General features: G+C 37.4%; 19 protein-coding genes and 1 riboswitch. Of the genes, 8 read left to right on the forward strand and 11 right to left on the reverse strand.

The genetic code is table 11. The features are described from left to right. Positions 1 to 3: 3 nt before the first annotated feature. From ribD to M3196_RS14225, 4 genes are all read right to left on the reverse strand, one after another. Complete coding sequence (gene ribD, locus M3196_RS14210; protein ID WP_251322977.1) at positions 4 to 1,092, reverse strand: bifunctional diaminohydroxyphosphoribosylaminopyrimidine deaminase/5-amino-6-(5-phosphoribosylamino)uracil reductase RibD; 1,089 nt, start codon at positions 1,090 to 1,092, stop codon at positions 4 to 6. After that, positions 1,079 to 1,840 (reverse strand): GTP cyclohydrolase II, encoded by a 762-nt coding sequence (locus M3196_RS14215; protein ID WP_251322978.1) that lies wholly within the window; start codon positions 1,838 to 1,840, stop codon positions 1,079 to 1,081. The genes ribD and M3196_RS14215 overlap by 14 nt, the downstream gene beginning before the upstream one ends. A 170-nt stretch (positions 1,841 to 2,010) precedes the next feature. Beyond that, positions 2,011 to 2,661, reverse strand: a complete 651-nt coding sequence (locus tag M3196_RS14220; RefSeq protein ID WP_251322979.1) for a DUF2642 domain-containing protein — start codon at positions 2,659 to 2,661, stop codon at positions 2,011 to 2,013. Between the two features lie 42 nt (positions 2,662 to 2,703). Beyond that, positions 2,704 to 4,065, reverse strand: coding sequence for an arsenic transporter (locus tag M3196_RS14225; RefSeq protein ID WP_251322980.1), 1,362 nt, complete (start codon positions 4,063 to 4,065; stop codon positions 2,704 to 2,706). Positions 4,066 to 4,358: 293 nt separating this feature from the next. On the opposite strand from M3196_RS14225, the gene M3196_RS14230 reads away from it, so the two are divergent. The 3 genes from M3196_RS14230 to M3196_RS14240 all read left to right on the forward strand — a co-directional run bounded on the left by M3196_RS14230 (position 4,359) and on the right by M3196_RS14240 (position 7,674). Further along, positions 4,359 to 5,852 carry a glycosyl hydrolase family 18 protein gene (locus M3196_RS14230; protein WP_251322981.1) on the forward strand — a complete coding sequence of 498 codons (1,494 nt, stop codon included), beginning with the start codon at positions 4,359 to 4,361 and terminating at the stop codon, positions 5,850 to 5,852. 165 nt (positions 5,853 to 6,017) lie between these two features. Further along, entirely contained in the window at positions 6,018 to 6,560 is a 543-nt protein-coding gene (locus tag M3196_RS14235; RefSeq protein WP_251322982.1) for a sigma-70 family RNA polymerase sigma factor, read from the forward strand. A 1-nt stretch (position 6,561) separates the two neighbouring features. After that, positions 6,562 to 7,674: a hypothetical protein gene (locus M3196_RS14240; RefSeq protein ID WP_251322983.1), complete on the forward strand. Its 1,113-nt coding sequence runs from the start codon at positions 6,562 to 6,564 to the stop codon at positions 7,672 to 7,674. Between the two features lie 35 nt (positions 7,675 to 7,709). Here the strand turns inward: M3196_RS14240 and M3196_RS14245 are convergent, their stop codons facing one another. Then, on the reverse strand, positions 7,710 to 7,859 hold the full coding sequence (locus tag M3196_RS14245; RefSeq protein WP_251322984.1) for a hypothetical protein: 150 nt from the start codon (positions 7,857 to 7,859) through the stop codon (positions 7,710 to 7,712). Positions 7,860 to 8,002: 143 nt separating this feature from the next. After that, positions 8,003 to 9,469 carry a SulP family inorganic anion transporter gene (locus tag M3196_RS14250; protein WP_251322985.1) on the reverse strand — a complete coding sequence of 489 codons (1,467 nt, stop codon included), beginning with the start codon at positions 9,467 to 9,469 and terminating at the stop codon, positions 8,003 to 8,005. A gap of 429 nt (positions 9,470 to 9,898) precedes the next feature. On the opposite strand from M3196_RS14250, the gene M3196_RS14255 reads away from it, so the two are divergent. Next, a complete protein-coding gene (locus tag M3196_RS14255) occupies positions 9,899 to 10,417 on the forward strand; it encodes a DinB family protein (protein WP_251322986.1) in 519 nt (172 codons plus the stop codon). 89 nt (positions 10,418 to 10,506) lie between these two features. On the opposite strand, the gene M3196_RS14260 is transcribed toward M3196_RS14255, so the two are convergent. After that, entirely contained in the window at positions 10,507 to 11,967 is a 1,461-nt protein-coding gene (locus tag M3196_RS14260; RefSeq protein WP_251322987.1) for a flavin monoamine oxidase family protein, read from the reverse strand. Between the two features lie 121 nt (positions 11,968 to 12,088). Continuing rightward, the gene (locus tag M3196_RS14265; protein ID WP_251322988.1) at positions 12,089 to 12,451 is read right to left on the reverse strand and encodes a winged helix-turn-helix transcriptional regulator; all 363 of its coding nucleotides are present in this window, start codon (positions 12,449 to 12,451) and stop codon (positions 12,089 to 12,091) included. 157 nt (positions 12,452 to 12,608) lie between these two features. Here M3196_RS14265 and M3196_RS14270 point away from each other — a divergent pair, with 157 nt between their 5' ends. Then, complete coding sequence (locus tag M3196_RS14270) at positions 12,609 to 13,814, forward strand: MFS transporter (protein ID WP_251322989.1); 1,206 nt, start codon at positions 12,609 to 12,611, stop codon at positions 13,812 to 13,814. A 63-nt stretch (positions 13,815 to 13,877) separates the two neighbouring features. On the opposite strand, the gene M3196_RS14275 is transcribed toward M3196_RS14270, so the two are convergent. Continuing rightward, the gene (locus tag M3196_RS14275; protein ID WP_251322990.1) at positions 13,878 to 14,903 is read right to left on the reverse strand and encodes a DUF2332 domain-containing protein; all 1,026 of its coding nucleotides are present in this window, start codon (positions 14,901 to 14,903) and stop codon (positions 13,878 to 13,880) included. 143 nt (positions 14,904 to 15,046) lie between these two features. Next, positions 15,047 to 15,147: riboswitch (guanidine-I (ykkC/yxkD leader) on the forward strand. Positions 15,148 to 15,302: 155 nt separating this feature from the next. On the opposite strand from M3196_RS14275, the gene M3196_RS14280 reads away from it, so the two are divergent. After that, positions 15,303 to 15,626, forward strand: a complete 324-nt coding sequence (locus M3196_RS14280) for a DMT family transporter (RefSeq protein WP_251322991.1) — start codon at positions 15,303 to 15,305, stop codon at positions 15,624 to 15,626. 74 nt (positions 15,627 to 15,700) lie between these two features. Here the strand turns inward: M3196_RS14280 and M3196_RS14285 are convergent, their stop codons facing one another. Further along, positions 15,701 to 16,486, reverse strand: a complete 786-nt coding sequence (locus M3196_RS14285; protein ID WP_251322992.1) for a polymer-forming cytoskeletal protein — start codon at positions 16,484 to 16,486, stop codon at positions 15,701 to 15,703. A gap of 18 nt (positions 16,487 to 16,504) precedes the next feature. Further along, the gene (locus M3196_RS14290) at positions 16,505 to 17,125 is read right to left on the reverse strand and encodes a YhbD family protein (protein WP_276531382.1); all 621 of its coding nucleotides are present in this window, start codon (positions 17,123 to 17,125) and stop codon (positions 16,505 to 16,507) included. Positions 17,126 to 17,248: 123 nt separating this feature from the next. Here M3196_RS14290 and M3196_RS14295 point away from each other — a divergent pair, with 123 nt between their 5' ends. After that, entirely contained in the window at positions 17,249 to 17,980 is a 732-nt protein-coding gene (locus tag M3196_RS14295) for a TIGR02206 family membrane protein (protein WP_251322993.1), read from the forward strand. 216 nt (positions 17,981 to 18,196) lie between these two features. Beyond that, the gene (locus M3196_RS14300; RefSeq protein WP_251322994.1) at positions 18,197 to 19,567 is read left to right on the forward strand and encodes a TrkH family potassium uptake protein; all 1,371 of its coding nucleotides are present in this window, start codon (positions 18,197 to 18,199) and stop codon (positions 19,565 to 19,567) included. Positions 19,568 to 19,607: the final 40 nt, after the last annotated feature.

The raw sequence follows: 19,607 nt of genomic DNA on the forward strand, positions 1-19,607 counted from the left end.
CTCTTATTTGTATTTTGGATAACCAGTAAATTTAAAGTCTGGACCGATTTGTGTGACAGTTAGCCCATTTAGCTCAATTGCGTCGGCCATTTTTGCCATTCCAGTACCTCCAAAAAAAGAAGGTGAATCCTTTCCTCCAATTAACTTTGGTGCTACATAAAATATGGCTTTGTCGACCAACTTGTTCTCAAGAAAAGCAGCGTTTATCGTTCCTCCACCCTCAATCAGAAGGGAAGAGACAAGGTGTTCACCTAAAACTTTCAGAACGATGCTGGGATCCACCTGAGACGTTCCTGCCATAAATACTTTTGCCCCGAGCTCTTCTACCTGTTTCATTTTTCCTGTATCACAGCTCTCTGTTGTAAACACCCATGTTTCAGCTTGTTTATCGTTAAGTACTTTGGATTCTAGAGGTATTTTTAGTGTAGAATCCATAATTACACGGATCGGATTTCTGCCGTTTGGTATTCTCGTTGTCAGTTCAGGATCATCATGGATAACTGTATTTACACCCACGAGAATCGCTTGATTTTCATTTCGGAGCTTATGAACATCCAGTCTTGATTCAGCTGATGTAATCCACTTGCTGTTATTCGTATGGCTCGCGATTTTGCCATCGAGTGTTATTCCTGATTTTAATGTAACGAAGGGAAGTTTTTGTACGATGAACTTATTAAACACTTCATTCATTTGACGCGACTCTTTTTCCAGTACTCCTATTTCAACCTCAATGCCCGCATCTTCCAGGATTTTTACACCACGGCCCGAAACGAGCGGGTTAGGGTCAAGTGTGGCAATGACAACCTTCTTAATTCCGGCTTCTACAATCGCTAGTGCACATGGACCTGTTCTTCCATGATGGGAGCAGGGTTCCAGTGTAACATATATCGTACCGCCGCGAGCTTTCTCTCCAGCCATGCGTATCGCATGAATTTCTGCATGCGGCTCACCAGCCTTAAGATGTGCTCCGACCCCTGCGATTCGGTTTTCATTAACAATTACAGAACCTACTAAAGGGTTAGGGTCTGTTTGTCCTTTCATAGCCTTCGCATTGTCCAAAGCCAGCTGCATATAGAATTCATGATTGCTCATCGGTAAATGTCCCTTCATCTTCTAAATGACCGGATCGGTTAATCTTTGTCTGCAGGTATTTCTCATTGAATTCAGAGATATCACCCCAGATCGGTGTTCGGCCAGAAACGTGTAACCCTGCATTTGTTAATGCCTCAAGTTTTTTTGGATTATTTGTTATAAGTGTTACAGGTTTTGAGCGTAATACTTTTAATACTTCAATCGCATCTTCGTAATTTCTTGAGTCATCTACAAACCCTAAGCTTTCATTTGCTTCTACAGTATCTTGTCCATTTTCTTGGAGGACATAAGCCATCGCTTTACTGAACAATCCGATTCCGCGTCCTTCATGATTTGCTAAATAGAATAAGGCGCCCGTTCCGTGTTCCACGATCATTTTCATCGATTGTTTTAGCTGGTAGCCGCAATCACAGCGCTTGCTGCCAAAAATATCTCCTGTATGGCAAATAGAGTGCATGCGAATTAGAGCGTCTTCATTAAACTCAAAGTCACCATATACGAGCACGCTTGATTGCTGGTATTCTGCCAGATTGGATGAAGACAATTTATCGATCACTTCTTCAAAATTATCGGTTTGCTCACAGCCTTCCAGCCAGCAGTACCATTTAAAAACGACTGTCTCACCATATAGATTTACAGGCAGGCGAATCGGTCCAACTAAATAAATGGCACCTTCGTCTTTTTTTATCAATTGTATTTTATCTTCTAAAACAGAAAGAATCTTTTCTTTAAAAGTGCTTTGCAACATATCATTTTCTCCTTTAATGTACTTACGTATTTAAAACAAGGTATTTTCTGAATACGTATATTTTATACTACATAAATCACCTAACTGAAATGTTTTGCTCTTATTGGAAAAAAAAAGCATTGAATCCCGCCGTTTAGTTGAGATTCATGCTGGTAGCCAAACATACATGCTTATGGAATATAAACTGATTTTACATGATTCAATTTAAAATAAATGGTTTCTCCATTTCCGTTGATCAGTTCGATCAGATTGCCTTTCCCGGTTATGAGCAATCCTGTTTTATCTTGGTCCTCACCCATATCGAATACCACTATTTTTCCTTCCCATTTCTTTAATTGTTCTTCAAATGAACGGCTTAAGTTTGGAGCGTCAGGAAGGGCCATATTAACAGAGTAAGGGGTATGATTCTGTTCATACAGTGTCAGCCACTTTAAATGAGCCAGTGGAATGAGGATATGTTTATATACCGGGGAGTAAAATACCAAATAATCGCTTAGAACTTTGATTATGGTTCCATGGAGCAGTTTTTTTCCAACAATATTGATCTTTGTATACAGTCCTTTTGCATTAGTTAAAATGCTGCGATATGAAATTGGCGTATCTTCTCCTGTAAAAGGAAGGTTAGGAGATTGAATGGCATCGTCGCTGTCCCCCTCAGAAAGTGTGATTTTATGGACATGCAGAAGAGGAATATAATAGAACTTTTGTCCATCATAAAGGACTAAAATGTCGTTTCCAAAATCGGTTAGTATTCCTTTAAAACTGTGTCCGGTAATTTTTAGTTTTATTTGTTTATTTAACATGTGACTAAAATGATTCAATTTAATCTTCTCCTATCTATATTCATCAGTTTCACCAGACCATCAGCGTAAACCTAAAATGAAATGGACCCATGCGGACAATAGGATAACAGTAACAATTAAAGTTAGAGGGACCACTATTAATGAAATCCGCAAATAATCCTTCCATTCCACTTTTATTTTGTTTTGTTTTAAAATATGCATCCATATGAGTGAAGCGAGGGTACCGATCGGCAGCAATAAAGCACCTATGTCACTTCCAAGGATGCTTGCCAGATACATGGTTTTTAACGTTATCGGGTCCAGGTTCATTTCCGTAAGTGTAATCGTACCAATAAGTAATGCTGGGTGATTGTTGAAGAAGTTTGAGAGAATGGATACTAAGCTTCCCATTAGAAGTGTTGCCTGGAATATACCTTGTTCAACAATCGGTTCACAAATTTTCAGCAGCAGTACAGTCAGTCCCGAATTATGAAGTCCGTAAATGATGACATACATTGAAAAAGCAAAGATAAGAATATGCCATGGCGTTTTCTTTAAAATATCGTAAGGGTTTGTCCTAAGGTAATACCATCTCCAGATTAACAAAACGAGTGAACCCAGAACTGCAATGATTTCAATAGGGATAGATAAATAGGATGCTACAAAGATCGAACAACGAATGAGTAAAACAAACAGAAGAATCCTTAGCATGAATTTTGTGCGCTGGCGTTTTGTCTCTACAGATACTGTTCCTTTAAGAGGATGGAATTTTTTGGTGAAATAGGCTTGTTCAATATCATAAGTCATTGGCGGCAATTTTTTGGGAAGCGTGTTTTTAACGAGGATATACATGAGTAAGGACATAAATATTAACCCCAGCATAGCAGGCACGAACATCATGGCTGTATACATAAACAAGGTCATATCTACAATTTTCAAAGAAATTAAATTTACGATGTTGCTTACTCCTATCGGTGTACTGGATGCTGTTGCTATAAGTGCTCCTGTTAATAAATACGGGATTTGATGATGAGGTTTTAATCGGAAATTTCTTAGAAGCAAGATTAAGATAGGAGTTGTAATCAATATGCTTCCATCATTATTAAATAAAAGGGTCATTAAAAAACATAACAATTGGATGTACCAATAAAGGCGGTACCCGGATCCTCTAGCTAATACAGCCAGGCGGGAAGCCGACCAATGAAAAAATCCGAAACTTTCTAGAATGACGGCCATTACAATAGTTGAAATGATTGTGATTGACGCTCCACCAATCTTATGAAGGATATCAAAAACATTATCTTGAGTGACGATTCCTGTAATTATAATAATGCCAGCTCCAATCGCGGCTGGCCAAGCCTCGTTAATGCCCTTAGGTCTCCAAAATATAACTAACATAGTCATAAGGAAGACGAAAACGGAAATCATGATGTGAAAATTCATAGACGTTCTTCGTCCCTTCTTTCTTTGATATAAATATCAAAATTAAGTGTACTTGTCCTACATTATATGAAGAATAGTAAAAAACGATTGTATACTAGACTAGATAAGAAAAAATGGTTGCTTTGTCCAGCAAGAATCTCTTAGGTGATTGACTAGATAAGGTTTAAACCGGCGTTGATTCTTTGGGGAAATGCGGATGAAAAAACGTATTTTCCACTATGTACCTGTTCAGTTCTTCCTTTACAGAATGTAACCTAAATAAGTAGATTAATAGGTTCGTTTGGAGGAGAACAGTGAATAAGTCCGTTTTTATTACTTTAATCATTTTTTCAATGGCATTGGTCATTGTTTCAAAACCCGTTGAGGCTGATGATTCGATTTCAGTTGCAGCAGTTACGGCTGAGAACACAGCTATATATTCATCACCAAATTCGGATTCCCAGGTAGTAAAGCATTTGGCAAAGGGTGAAGAATTTCCAATTATTGATCAGAAGGATGCAGCAGAACCGAAACGGCACACAGTAGCAATTGGAGATACTCTGTACCTTATTGCAAAAAAATATGGGGTGACAGTAGCGGAACTGCAGCGTGTAAATAAGATTTTAGGAACTCGGCTTTATGTGGGCCAGCAAATAATGATTCCTCAGGAGTGGATAAGCCATCGTGTGGAGAGGGCAGATGCCTTATGGAAGATTGAAAGAAAATATAATGTCTCCGCAGATCTCCTGATAAAGGTTAATAGGTTAGACTCGATTGTCCTTGAACATGGTGCTGAATTGAAGATTCCAGCGGAGTACTATCAACTTCAGTTATTAGGAGGTAAAGCAGGCTGGATAAACAAATTTGAGGTCGGTGTTTTGGAGTTGGACCGCTTTAATCTTGGCTGGAAGTATAATGGAACAAGTGAAGCTTATAATAAACAGCTTCACATAAACGGTTTAGATGTTGTATCGCCAAGGTGGTATACGTTAAGTCAAACAGAATTAATCGAAATAAATGAGAATATAAATTATGCCAAGGAAGCAGCGAAAGCAGGCAAGCAAGTATGGCCGCTTTTTGGAAACAAGTTTGATCCTGAACTCACTAATGAAATTCTTACAGATGCTCATAAAAGAGAAAAAGTGATTAAAAAGGTAACTGAATCTCTATTGCGTACACAAAGTCAGGGAATCAATGTTGACTTTGAAAATATTGATCCTAAGAATAAACAGGATTATGTCGGGTTTGTTCAGGAGCTCAAAACTAAATTAGAACCTTATCATATAGCCGTTTCAGTAGATGTCAGCCGGGAGAATGCAGATCCGTTCTGGTCGGGAAGCCTCGACAGAGAAGGTCTTGGAAAAGCGGCTGATTATATCGTGATGATGGGTTATGATGAGCATTGGGCAAGCAGTCCAAAGGCAGGCTCTGTGGCGTCTATTCCTTGGACGAGTGAAGGAATAGAGCTGTTGATGAGGGAAGTACCGGCACATAAAATAATTCTGGGCGTACCATTTTATACGCGTGAGTGGATAACGGATGGGAATGGACAAGTTAGGAGTATTGACAGAACGATCCTTGAAACAGAAAAACTGATTAAGGATAAAGGTCTGGACAAAAAGTGGGATCCTCATACTTTACAAAATTATGTAGAATTCATAGAAAATGGCGAAAAACATCAGATCTGGGTAGAAGACGAAACATCGATGAAACTTCGCTCTGATCTTGTGGAGAAATATCATTTACGGGGATCTGCTGCTTGGTATGTAGGCGGAGGACCTGCTGATATTTGGAATATTTTAAAATAAATATGTATAAAGGCAGCTTCAAGAAATTGGAGCTGTCTTTTTTATATATTAGATGGAGTTAGTTTCAGATAAAATAACGATAATGGAAATTAATTCATTTTTATTGCAACTTTTAATATTGGGTCTCCGTCTAACAAACGATTAATACTTGGGAGGGCGACGTATGTGGTAAAGGGTAATACAGCCGTAAAAGAGTATCCAAAAAGTGAGATTGAACAATTAAATGATTTAATGGATGAATACGGTGAAGAAATAAAAAGGTTAGTATACACGTACACAAAGAACTGGCAGCAAGCGGAAGACATCACACAAGAAATTTTTATCAGTGCTTATAATAACCTGAAAGATTTTCGTGAGCAATCCACAATGAAAACGTGGATTTATCGAATTGCGATCAATAAATGCAAAGACTATGTTCGAAGCTGGAATTATACGAAGACTCAATTAACCAACACGTTTTATCAAAGATCGAACGGATTATCCCCGGAAGAAGAATATCTTCAAACCGAGCAAAAAGAACAAATAAGCAGAATGATTCTGCAGCTGCCAATCAAGTATAGAGAGGTTATTATTCTTTATTATTTTAAGGAGTTTTCATTAGAGGAAATTTCGACTACATTAGGAATCAATCTTAATACTGTAAAATCTCGTCTAAGAAGAGCGAAAAAAAGCTTAGAATCGAAAATCGAAATGAAAGGGGGGTTTTAGTTTGGATAATTTACTTAAGGAAATGAAAAATGACTTTGAGAATTATTTAGCTGCTGACAGGGTTTTTTCCGAACAAGAAAAAAGAAAAATTCTGAATCAGGCTAAATATTCTAGTTCCAAAAATAGCAGACGATTGTATTTTCCAAAAATAATTAGTTCGATTACACTCGTATCTCTTTGTGCTTTGATCGTTTTTTTAATTTTAAACCTCTCGGATGCAGGCGAAAATAGTAAGCCTGCAACACTACATAAAGAAACGAAGGTTGTTAGTGAAGAACCAATTAAAACCCTCCCTAAATATAGTGATAAAGAGATTTTAGAAAAAGTAAGTTTTCTTCAAAGTAATATAGGTCTTGGCTTTTCTGAAGATAAGGTGATTAACCTATTAGGAAAAGATTACATGGAAATAGATAACTCAGATAGTGAAAGTGGATCTGTAAAACAAATCGGTTATAATTTCTTAGTTAGTGATTCCGCAGATCAACTTAAAATCTCAAATGAAACTGATGTTAAAAGTATCCTGAATAGAGATATTGGGGTTCAGTTTGTCATCGGCTTTTCTAATAAGTCTGAAGTTATGTGGACAACAATTCGTTTTGCAGACGGGGATTCAGTTTATATGATTTCAAAGGGATTGAACGGTCGTATGATTGAGAGAATCCACTCTGATACAAAGGTTTTAGGAGAACAAGATAACTTAGATGTCATTAGATTTACCTTAACTCCTGAAGAAGAAGTTATTTATGAGAAATTCCAGAAAGACCTTGATGAGAAACATCTTAAAGATCTAAATCCCATAAGTATCGCAAAGTTATATATACAGTCTCAATTAGATAGTAGAAACGATGTAACATATGCACTTTACACGGACCGAGAAGAATTTGTCCAATGGACGAAGGAAGAAGATGAAAAAATTCCAGAGTCTCACCGGGGTACAATCGCCCAAACTTTAACGGCTTATAATAATATTGATACAGGAAAGTTTATTACAGTTGGTGAAATTGAAGGTTATATTCAATATGAGGCAAGTAAAAATACAGAAGCTAAATCAGGTTTTAGAATGATAAAAGATGAAGACGGCATTTGGAACATTGCGTTTATGCCAATTCAATAAAGAAGGAGCTAGCCAAATTTAATGGCTAGCTCTTCTTATAGTAATTTACTTATAACTATCGCTAGAATGCCTAAAAGGGCAACACTGTAATTGTGAAGGGCATTATTTTCCTCTGCTGTATCTACTTGAGGACTGAATAGCTCATCAAAGGCTTTTTTACGGAGATCAGTTTCATGAATAAACATGATACTTCGCTTCCTTTCCTATTGAAATCGCTTTCACACTTTTAGTATATAGAATTATAGAATATAAATCAAAATATTCTAACAATTATCTATCTAAAAAAAGAGTACACCATAAAAGTGTACCCTTTACCGAAACTCCTATTCTAATGAGCTGAAATTTTTGCATTTGCTTTATCATGAACAGCCAGCTTTTTAAGAAGTAGTGAGCTTTCGTTGTTTAAACCCGTAATTTCAACATTTACGCTGTTTTGACGATATTTCGTAAACACTTTGTCAATTGCACCAACAGCTGAATCATCCCATAAATGAGACTGCGATAAATCAATTACTACATGTTCTACTTCCTCAGAAAAATTAAAATGAGAAACAAAATCTGTAACAGAAGCAAAGAACAATTGTCCTTTAACAATATAAGTTTTGGTGTTGTTGGTTAGTCTAGATTCAACTTTAACTTTTGAGATTTTAGCAGCAAAGAATAGAGCACTTAGTATGACTCCAGCTAGGACACCTTTTGAAAGATCATGTGTTAAAACAACAGTTACTACTGTTACGATCATAACAGCCGCATCCGTTTTAGGCATAACATGCAATCTCGTTAGTGAAGACCAATCGAAAGTACCGATGGAAACCATGATCATTACGCCAACTAAAGCTGCCATAGGAATTTGAACCAATACATCGTTTAATAAAATGATAAGGACCATTAAGAAAGAACCAGCAACAAAAGTAGAAAGACGTCCTCTGCCACCTGATTTAACATTAATCACTGATTGTCCAATCATTGCACAGCCAGCCATTCCTCCGAAGAATCCAGCCACAATATTGGCAATACCTTGTCCTTTTGCTTCTTTATTCTTATCACTTTCAGTATCTGTCATATCATCAACGATCTGAGCAGTTAGAAGGGATTCTAATAATCCAACAAGTGCTAAAGCAAAAGAATAAGGAAAAATAATTTGCAATGTTTCAAACGTTAATGGAATATCCGGAATTAAAAACATCGGAAGTGCCTGCGTTAATTCACCCATATCCCCAACGGTTCGGACAGTAGATCCTGACATAACTGCGATTAGAGTGATAACAATAATCGCGATTAAAGGTGAGGGTACTGCTTTAGTCATTCTAGGGAATAAATAAATGATAGCTAATGCACCAGCAACCATCGCGTACATAAACCATGATTCTCCAACGAAATGAGGAAGCTGAGCTGTGAAAATCAAAATAGCTAACGCATTTACGAAGCCCACCATAACGGAACGTGGTACAAACTTCATATATTTACCTAGCTTTAATAACCCAATAATAATTTGAATAACACCCGTTAAAATCGTGGCGGCCAGTAAATACTTCAAACCATGATCAGCAACCAAAGTAACCATAACTAATGCCATTGCACCTGTCGCAGCAGAAATCATTCCAGGCCGTCCGCCTACAAATGCAATCACGACCGCAATACAAAATGAGGCATATAAGCCCACCATCGGGTCTACACCTGCAATGATTGAAAAAGCGATCGCTTCTGGAATCAAGGCTAATGCAACAACGATTCCAGCAAGAACATCCCCACGTATGTTCCCAAACCACTCCTGTTTAATTGTCTGTAAATCCAAAAAAATACACCTCTCTCTTTTATATGAAAACTGTTTTTTGACTTTCAACTCTCATGAAAGTCGGGTCCGATGTCAACGCGATCGATTATATCATGTTAAGTAAAAAATAGGTAATTGAATGTAAGCGTTTAAATCAGATTTTTCCTTTAAATAGCATTCATTTTCTTTGTTTTTCATAGAAATAGAAGTGAAATACATTTATAAAAAGAAATAAAATTTATAAAGAATTAATGTTAGAGGAAAAAAGGAAGGCAAATAGAAAAATAACATATACAGTGAAGTATTTTGTCGAAAAGCCTATAAGTTTCGAATTACAGCCTAGAAATCATTATTAGGGCCTATAAATACATTTTATGGTCTAGAAAGAAGATTTACGGCCTAGAAACTCCAAATTACGTCCTATAAAATAAATTAAATGAGGTGTGAAACATGGATAAAATCCCAGCAACCTACGAATACGCAGATTATTATCAAACTTATGTGAAATTAGTGCCTGAAGGGGATATCGTTCAGATCTTAAATGAACAAATGAAAGAGACAGTTACAATGCTAAGCGCATTATCTGAACCCCAAAGTGAATTCAGGTATGCGCCGGGGAAGTGGAGTATTAAAGAAGTTATTGGTCATATCACTGACACGGAGAGGATTATGAGCTACAGGCTCCTTTCAATCGCCAGAGGAGAAACAGCTTCGCTTCCCGGGTATGATGAAAACCAATATGTAGAAGAAGCAAATTTCGATAGTCAGTCATTAAAAGACCTTCTTGATCATTTTGCCTGTGTACGACAGTCTACCATTCATTTAATTAAAAGTTTAAGTGGTGTAGCACTTTCCAGAAAAGGAACTGCAAATAATAATGAGGTTACGGCCCGGGCGTTAATTACTATTATTGCCGGTCATGAATTACACCACAGGAATATAATAAAAGAACGTTATTTAAAACTATAAAAAAGGAAGGGTGCACAGATTGTGCACCCGAATTCATTTATTTGAAAGTGGACAGATTCCTGAGCTGAAAAGCGTACCCGAATTCAACCTCACGTGCTATTCACCTCCCAGGCGACCCTTATACCGGACTCAACTGCACCTTCAATCCAGCCGTGCTTAAGTGTAGTATGTTCACCAGCAAAATGAAGTTTTCCTTCTGGAGCTTTTATAGCTTCGTATAATTCACTTTCCTGATATGGTTTAAACATAGCAAAGCAACCTCCAGCATTGGGATCGAATGACCAGCTGTGAGCATGACCTGTCACAAAGTGATGGTAGACTAGTTCTCCATGAAAATGGGATAAAAAGTGAAGGGTCTCTTTTATCCTCATCTCATTTGAAACGCTTCTCCAGGGTACTGTATCGTCCTCCCATGTATAACTTCCTAAAACGATTCCTGACGATACTCCAGGTTTATTTTTACTTGGATAATGTGTAAAGCGTGAAGAGAAATCTGTAACCGATTTACCTCCGGTTAAACCGTTTTTTTCCCAAAATCGGTGCTTGAATTCAATTCCTATTTTAGTCGACGGTACATAGTGGAGCTCCCTTATTGCTTTTCGTTTGTAATAGGAAAGGGAATGAAAAGGCTCAATGTGTACAAAATTGAGAACGGAAAACGGAATTGTGATGATGACTCTATCGGCTTCAAACCTGAAGCGGTGCAAAGTTTGAGGGCTTTCCGTGTATAAAATCACTTTATTTTGCTCATTTACTATACGGCTCAACTTCTGTCCAAAGTAAATATGATGTCTTAAATCTTTAAGAAAAGCCCGGGGAAGACGATCGTTCCCGCCTGTTATTTCTAAATATTTTAATTGTGGCTTAATAAAAATGATCAGGATATCACGCAGGACTTCGAGAAAAGACAGCTCTGGAAGCCCCTCAAGTGAGAGGAGAACCTTAATCTTATCAACTGCACCAGGGGACAAAGACCTTCCAAAGGGATTATGTCTTAAAAAGTTGTCCAATGAATATTGCTGAAAGTTTTGTATAACGATACTCCAGTTCTTTTCAGGGTCCTTTTCTATAAAATCAATTAAAGGCTGAACAGCATATTTTATGAGCTGTTCAGCGGTTTTACCTCTCTCCGTCTCTGCAACTGGAAAACGAAGCATACCTGGATTTTCTTCGTACTTGCTTTGAACGGTAAGGACACCATTGACATAGATAAAATCATGAGGATTGCTATTAATAAATTCATTTGTTGGTAAGTTAAACTTTTTAATATATTCTAAAACAAGTTTATGGGTTTCCGGAATGCGCATAGCTCCAGCCTCAAAATAATGACCATGTGAAAATGGAGCTCTTATCGTATAAATACGTCCGCCAACCCGATGGGTAGATTCAAGAATGTGTACGTCATGTCCAGCTGATTTTAGTAAGGAAGCAGCGGTCAGTCCCGCCATGCCTGCCCCAACAATTATTATTTTCTGGGGGGCTGACGACTTATTTAAACCATACTTAATAGCACTCAGCATCTCTTCTTCTGTTAATCGGCTGAAGTTCATATGAATCCCCCTAATTTCTATATCTCGATTTAAGTTTTAATAATGTATTTCATGTTTTCCTAAAATATTAATTTGTAAATAAAACTAAAACGGCAGCCAATATAGGCTGCCGTTCTTTATATCATAACTGCTTTATCTCTACAGGTTTTACTAAAATATCTTCTTTGTCTGGGTATGTTTTCTCAATATGCTGTTCTCCCCATGCACAAAGAGCATCTAAGATTCCTTTTAAAGACCATCCATATTCCGTTAGGGAATATTCTACACGAGGGGGAACTTGATTATAGACTTCGCGAAGAATCACGCCGTCTTCCTCCAGTTCCCGCAGCTGCTGTGTCAGCATTTTTTGTGTAATTCCCGGCATTAACCTTTTTAGTTCCCCGGTTCTTCGCTTTTCTTTTATAAGGTGGCATAAGATTACCACTTTCCATTTTCCGCCGATCACTTCAAGTGCTGCTTCAACAGGTATATTATATTTTTTCATGAGATAAAAGCCTCCAGAATTCATTTATTACTTTTTGGTGCCTACATTACTTTAAAGTGCGTACTTACTTTAAGTTCGTATATCAAACATAATAGCATCAAGTCATTCAGTTGACCAGTTCGCATGACTTAATCAAATTTAACTGGAGGAAATATATATGAATACAGCTGCAGCAAAAATGGATTCCGCAAGAACAAAAGGCGGTTTCCCAGCATTATTAGCATTAGCGATTTCAGCATTTGGAATCGGAACAACAGAATTTGTACCAGTTGGTTTATTATCATCATTAGCCAACGATTTGAATATATCCATCACATTAGCAGGATTATTGATATCCGGTTATGCAATGGGTGTAGCATTTGGAGCTCCTATTCTTACAGCTTTAACGAATAAAATGAACAGAAAAACACTTCTTTTATTGCTCATGATAGTTTTTATTGCAGGAAACAGTGTTGCAGCTCTTTCTACAAGTTTTAGTTTGCTGCTGATTGCACGTTTTATTACAGCGTTCTCTCACGGAGTATTCTTTTCGATCGGGGCTACGATAGCTGCTGATTTGGTTCCAGAGCATAAGCGGGCAAGTGCTATTGCATTTATGTTCACAGGGCTAACAGTCGCTACTGTTACAGGTGTTCCTTTAGGTACATTTATTGGCCAGACATTTGGATGGAGAGCGACGTTTTGGGCAGTAGCACTTTTAGGTGTAGTTGCCATCATCGCTAGTGCAATCCTAGTACCAAAAAACTTAAAGAAAACTCCGGCTTCAAGTTTGAAAGATCAAGTAAAAGTTATTAAAAATGGACGTTTGCTTCTTGCATTTGCAATAACAGCTTTAGGTTATGGAGGAACTTTTGTCGCTTTTACTTATTTAGCACCGATTCTTGAAAACGTGACAGGGTATGCTCCAAAGGCAGTAAGCTTTATTTTATTAGGCTACGGAATTGCTGTTGCAATCGGTAATACCATTGGTGGTAAAGCAGCTGATAAAAATCCTATAAGAGCTTTGTTCTGGATGTTTGTAGTCCAGTCGATTGTCCTAATTATTTTAACGTTTACTGCACCATTTAAGGTCGCGGGAACGATTACGATATTCTTTTTAGGATTGTTAGCTTTCATGAACGTTCCTGGTCTTCAGGTGTATGTAGTTAAACTAGCCGAAAGATATGTACCATCAGCAGTTAATGTGGCATCTGCGATAAATATTGCTGCATTTAACCTTGGTATTGCAATTGGAGCTTTTGTTGGAGGAATCATTGTGGATTCTATTGGAATTATTCATACTCCATGGATTGGCGGAGTTATGGTATTCGGTGCCGTTCTTCTAACAGCTTGGAGCGGTCAAGTCGAAAAAAGAGAGATGTAAAGAAAATGGCAGTCCTAAAAAGGGCTGCCATTTTTGATTTTTAAACAGTTGTTTAAATTAAGCTCATAACTTCCAGGTAAACCATCGGCCATGGCCATCCGTTTCTGCAGCAATTTCAGTTTTTTCTAAACCATTCAAATAGGAATCAATGTGGAGTTCACAGTCCCACATATTGTTGTAAATATGGGCGATATCGCGTTTTTGTCCGAATTTATGTATAATCTCCTGAAGCTGAGTTTTAAGTGGGGCAGGAATTTGGTTGGCCACATGTGTATGGAAAACACAGATCATGGAGCTTTCAGGAATTTGTTCAATCACATGAGGAAGCAGTGAAACCCCGTCACCCTCAATAAAAACAGCATCGTTTTTATCTACGAACATAGCGGCATTCTTGAATAGTTCTCTCCGCTCATGATGCTCTGGCCAGATTAGAGCGTTTAGCCATTGTGCATCTTCATCGTCCGTAACATCATTTATATGCAAATCAAGTCCAAAGCGATGGGATACAGGCGGACTTTCTGGTGAAAAAGGGGGCTCCTTTACTCCTTGATACTCGGATGTTATTAATACATTTGATTTAAGGTTTCCATAAACTTTTCCTGAATGATACGAATACCGATATTTATCCCAAAAAAGCTGTAAGCCGGCACTCGTTCCAATTTCAATTAAAGCTAGAGGTTTGTTCGATCTATTGTATATATATGAGAAACAAGGATAGAAGTAGCCGCAGCGTCTAACTTCATTGGTTTGTACGAGCCTTGTTTGAAGCAAAGAGATAATTTCCGTACGATACTTCAAACAGAAATTTTTAAAAGCCTCGTAAGAATCTGAAGGATTCTTGAACTGTTTTGTAATGCTAGGGAAGAAATCTTTTAGTTCATGTTGTGATCCGATCAATAATAGATAATGAACAGCACCGAATAAGAGGTTCGGAGCAGGCTGTCCTTCACGGGCATATGTACTTAATTGAAGCAGATCTTCGTCATTTGCTACATTTAAAGACAAAAATTCATATAAATCACTTGATCCGGAGCATTCTAACTTTGCAAAGTTCTCAAATCGGTGTGATAAAGCATCAATCTTCAGCATATTTCCACCTCGTAAAAGTTTTTGTACACCTGCACATCGTTTAACATTAAATGTCAGGAAGCTTTTTTATTGTGTGACGTTTACAATGAATTGCAAAAGAAGCAGTTGCTTGACAACTTTAAACAATTGCAAATAATATAAAATAGAAAGCTTTCTAGGGTTCCGCGGTGTACTCACTGGTCTGGTCCGAGAGAAAGCGCACAATGGATCATTGTGTACACGGAAGGATAAAAGCCTGGGAGGATATAGATACTATATCTTTCTGGGCTTTATTTTTTCACTTTAAGAAAGCATAACTTGTTAACTGATTGATAACGATGCAGTAGACAAGTTTAGTAATAAATTATAAGAGCAATTAAGGTTGAGCATCAGCCAAGTTTTCTTTAGGAGGTATTTATTATGGCTTGGATATACTTGTTTGTTGCAGGTATCTTTGAAATTGTGTGGGCGATTGGACTGAAGTATACAAATGGGTTTACAAAGTTTTGGCCTTCAGTGGTGACCGTTGTAGGTATGATAGTAAGCTTTTATTATTTGTCTCAAGCTACAAAAGTATTGCCGATAGGCACTGCTTATACGATATGGACCGGAATAGGAGCTGCGGGGGCTGTTATATTAGGAATCATTCTTTTTAACGAACCCAAAACACTGCTTCGGTTTATGTTTTTAGCGTTTGTTATTACAGGAATTATAGGTTTGAAGGTAACGGCAGGGAATCATTAGAATTGTTTAATAGAAGTAGAAGCTGCCTTAAACAGATGTTTAAGGCTGCTTCTATATTATAGATAACGAGTGTTTTAAATTTTCTCTTGTGCGCCAACTTTTGCGTTTTCATCTAATTCCAGGCTTTGCTTATATTCGATCCGGTCAATGACGCATCCTGGACCGATTTCAATAGTGCTGCCTCTCACTATTTTTGCATGTGTATATTCAAGGTACATATGATCGCCTTCAATGACATCAGCTGTAAGCTGGTCGGTTTGCTGTCCGATAAAGAATTTAATCAGCTTTTTGAAGCCTGAAGAATCTGTATTCTTTTTTACGACGATATTTTCACCGCCGATTTCTTTAGCTTCACAAAGGCGAAGCAGCTCTACATCGATGTTACCCGCATTCAAAAGCCCATTGATTTTAAAATTCCCGCGAGCGTTGAATGATTCAGCCTCACAATCGCCGCTTATTTTCACTTGTCCCTTAACATCCACTTCATCACCAGAAACATTTCCTTTTATTGAAGCAGAGCCCCGGATAATAATTTCTTCCCCTTTTAAGTCCCCTTTTACGGAAGATGATCCTTGAACCTTAAGTTCTTTACAATGAAGGTCTCCATCAATGTCAGTACTGCCGTTAATAGTCATTTCAGCTGCATCCATGTTTCCTTCGATATGGGCAGAACCGTTGATTTTCGCGGTTTTTGTTGTAATATTTCCCTCGATATGTGAACTCCCGTTGCATTTAAATGTCTCGCACTGAATATCTCCGTTTATATGTGCGGACCCATTAACTTTTACTTGATGATAATCTCCGCCAGAAGCTGTTCCTGAACCTGAAATACTAATGTTTCTTTCAGTTGTTTTTTCCATGGATATCCTCCTCAATAATTACGAAATCTTTAGTTTCAACTCTTCAATGCATTGATTCAGTTTATAATGAGCTATGATTTTTGTTTGAGATTCTACCAGCAACTCTGCTGGTGCTGGTGAGAGGATAAAAAAAGATACACCCATTTTACGGATAAAGATCAATTCACTTTCTTTACCCTTTATTTCGTTTGAATGATTCTGCAGGATCTGCAGCAATTCCATGCCTTCTGAACGGTTCATTTCTCCTGTTTGAAGGAGTGTGTCTAGTAAGTAAAGAGTTAATAATTGATCAAATGAGAAAGTGTAGGAAACTCCGTAATGATTGCTGTACATCTCAAGAGCTGTTGGAGAAACAATGTTACGTTTTGTTAATTCTTCCGCTGATAAAGAAGTAATAGTGGGTGAAGGGGAAAACATATCAGCAAGCTGATCAAGTGATAAGTCATCTTTTAAGTTTTTTATTTTTTCTATTCGCTGCAGAATGTCTTCCTTTGGAAAAAATGTTTCCTGACCAGTGAATGTAGATTTACGTATGAACCAATTTTCGGGAATTAAATTTTTTCTTTTCCAGCGATATAATTGGCCATATGATATATCTGCAGCTTCAAGAAGATCCTTTTTTGAGATTAAATTTTCCATAATCAACCTCCTTGAAGATAATGTAACATAACACTGTTACGCTACGCAAATGAAATTTCCATTTTTTAAAGGGGATTTGCATATTTATTTGAATATCAATGTATTAGGCTGGAGGGGGAAGATATGGAACAATGGTTTAACAAAGGTGAGGATGGGTTTGTTACATTTGGATGGGAGCATATCTTCAGTTTGTCGGTCATATTTGTTGTCGTCCTTTTCATGTATATCCTTCGTTCCTATATAAGGGAAATCTCCTATATAAAAAAACTTCTTTTTATAAGTTTGTTATTATCGGAAGTAAGTTACCAATGTTGGGCTATATATAATGAGATGTGGACCATAAAATTGTATCTTCCGCTTCAGCTTTGCAGTTTTAATATTTTCTTGAGTGCAGTTTTGCTAGTAACAGAAAATAAAAAACTATTTGCATTTGTTTATCTGTTTGGGTTTACGGGTGCGCTCCAGGGTCTTCTCACGCCTGAGCTCCATCAGCAGGCATGGCATTTCAGGTTTATCCAGTTTTTTATCGCACATGGTTTAATCGTATGGACTGCTATGTATTTTGCGATCGTGCGGTCATTCAGAATAAGCTGGTTACGATTTCTTCAATCCTTTCTTTGTCTTAACTTATATGCTGCAGGAGTTTATGCCATCAATGTTTTGCTGGATACAAACTATATGTTTCTTATGAGAAAGCCAGGAAATGCATCAATTATGGATTATTTAGGTCCTTACCCTTGGTACATCCTTGGTTTAGAACTAGTTGCTTTTTGTATGTGTTTAATCGCATTCCTTCCTGTTAAGGAGAAAAGTTATCATTCAATGAAGAAAGACCACCCGCCTATCGATGCGTAGTGGTCTTATTTTGGCAGGTTTTGTAACTAGTTTGGAAAAAGAGAATCCGGTTATTTAATGAACATATTAGAGAAGAGTAAGACTTCTGAGAATAAAAGTTTTTGAAATACGAGTCTTTTTTTTACAAATGTTCGATTTCATCTTGTTAAATGGAAATGCTATTGTTAAGATTTCAGAAGGTTATAGAAAAATCCTCCCGACAGGTGAAAATATATTATGTTTAAAAATAATTCTGCTACAACACAACAAAAAAAGAATTTTTTAACTTCTGTTCAGCTAATCGTAATCTTTTATTTACTTTCCGTAATTGTGGCTACGATTTTATTGAGTTTGCCTGTTGGACATAAAGAAGGAGTAAAGCTTTCTTTTATTGATACATTATTTACAGCTGTAAGTGCTGTAAGTGTTACAGGGCTGACTTCAGTAAACATTTCTGAAACGTTTAACCATACCGGAGTTATCCTCCTAGCTATCGTTGTACAAATAGGCGGTATTGGTGTAATGACGCTAGGAACAGCGATTTGGCTGTTAATTGGTAAAAGAATCGGGATGAGGGAACGGCAGCTGATTATGACCGATCAAAATCAATCCACTCTAGCAGGTCTCGTTCAGCTTATGAAACAAATATTAACACTGATCATTGGAATTGAGATCGTCGGAACCGTATTGTTCTTTATCCTTTTTCAGCCTTATTATGATACGGAGCTTGATGTGCTTTATCATGCTTTCTTCGCCTCTGTTACGGCAACAACGAATGCGGGATTCGATATTACAGGGAGCTCCCTTATTCCGTTCCGTCATGATTATTTGGTTCAGATCGTAACCATGTTTTTAATTTCCTCAGGTGCGATTGGTTTTCCTGTGTTGGTAGAGATTAATAACTTTATAAAAGAAAGAAAGTACCTGGAGCGCTATACGTTTACGCTTTTCACTAAAGTAACAACAATTACATTTTCTTTATTAGTCATAACAGGAGCTCTGGGAATTTATCTGTTGGAGATGAATGCTTTTTTTGAAGGGAAAACATGGCATGAAACTTTCTTCTATTCGATGTTCCAGTCCGTGACGACTCGAAGCGGCGGTTTATCAACGATGGACGTCTCAGAGTTTACAGTTCCGACGATGCTTTTCTTAGGTGTTATGATGTTCATTGGAGCATCCCCAAGCAGTGTTGGAGGCGGAATCCGGACAACGACATTTGCAGTAGCTGCTTTGGCTATTTTCTTTTATGCCAAAGGAAGAAATACAATTAAAATCTTTAATCGTGAAATCTACCCTGAAGATATACAAAAATCATTTATCGTAATAATCGTTGCCATGGTGCTGTGTACAACGTCAACCATTATCATTGCAATTACTGATCCAATGCCGATCGAATATATCTTTTTCGAAGTATGCTCAGCATTCGGTACAACAGGGCTGTCAACAGGAATTACCGGTACATTAAGTTCAACGGGCAAAGTGATTCTGATGATCCTCATGTTTATCGGAAGAATCGGTGTCCTTTCCTTCCTTTTCATCATTCGAGGAAAAGTGGTTACAGAAAACATTCATTATCCGAAAGAAAAACTAATAATCGGCCAGTAATAGCAATCATATTTGAATTCTCTCTACCGTTTAATTATAA

Source organism: Fictibacillus nanhaiensis (assembly GCF_023715445.1).
Taxonomy (GTDB): Bacteria; Bacillota; Bacilli; order Bacillales; family Fictibacillaceae; genus Fictibacillus; species Fictibacillus nanhaiensis_D.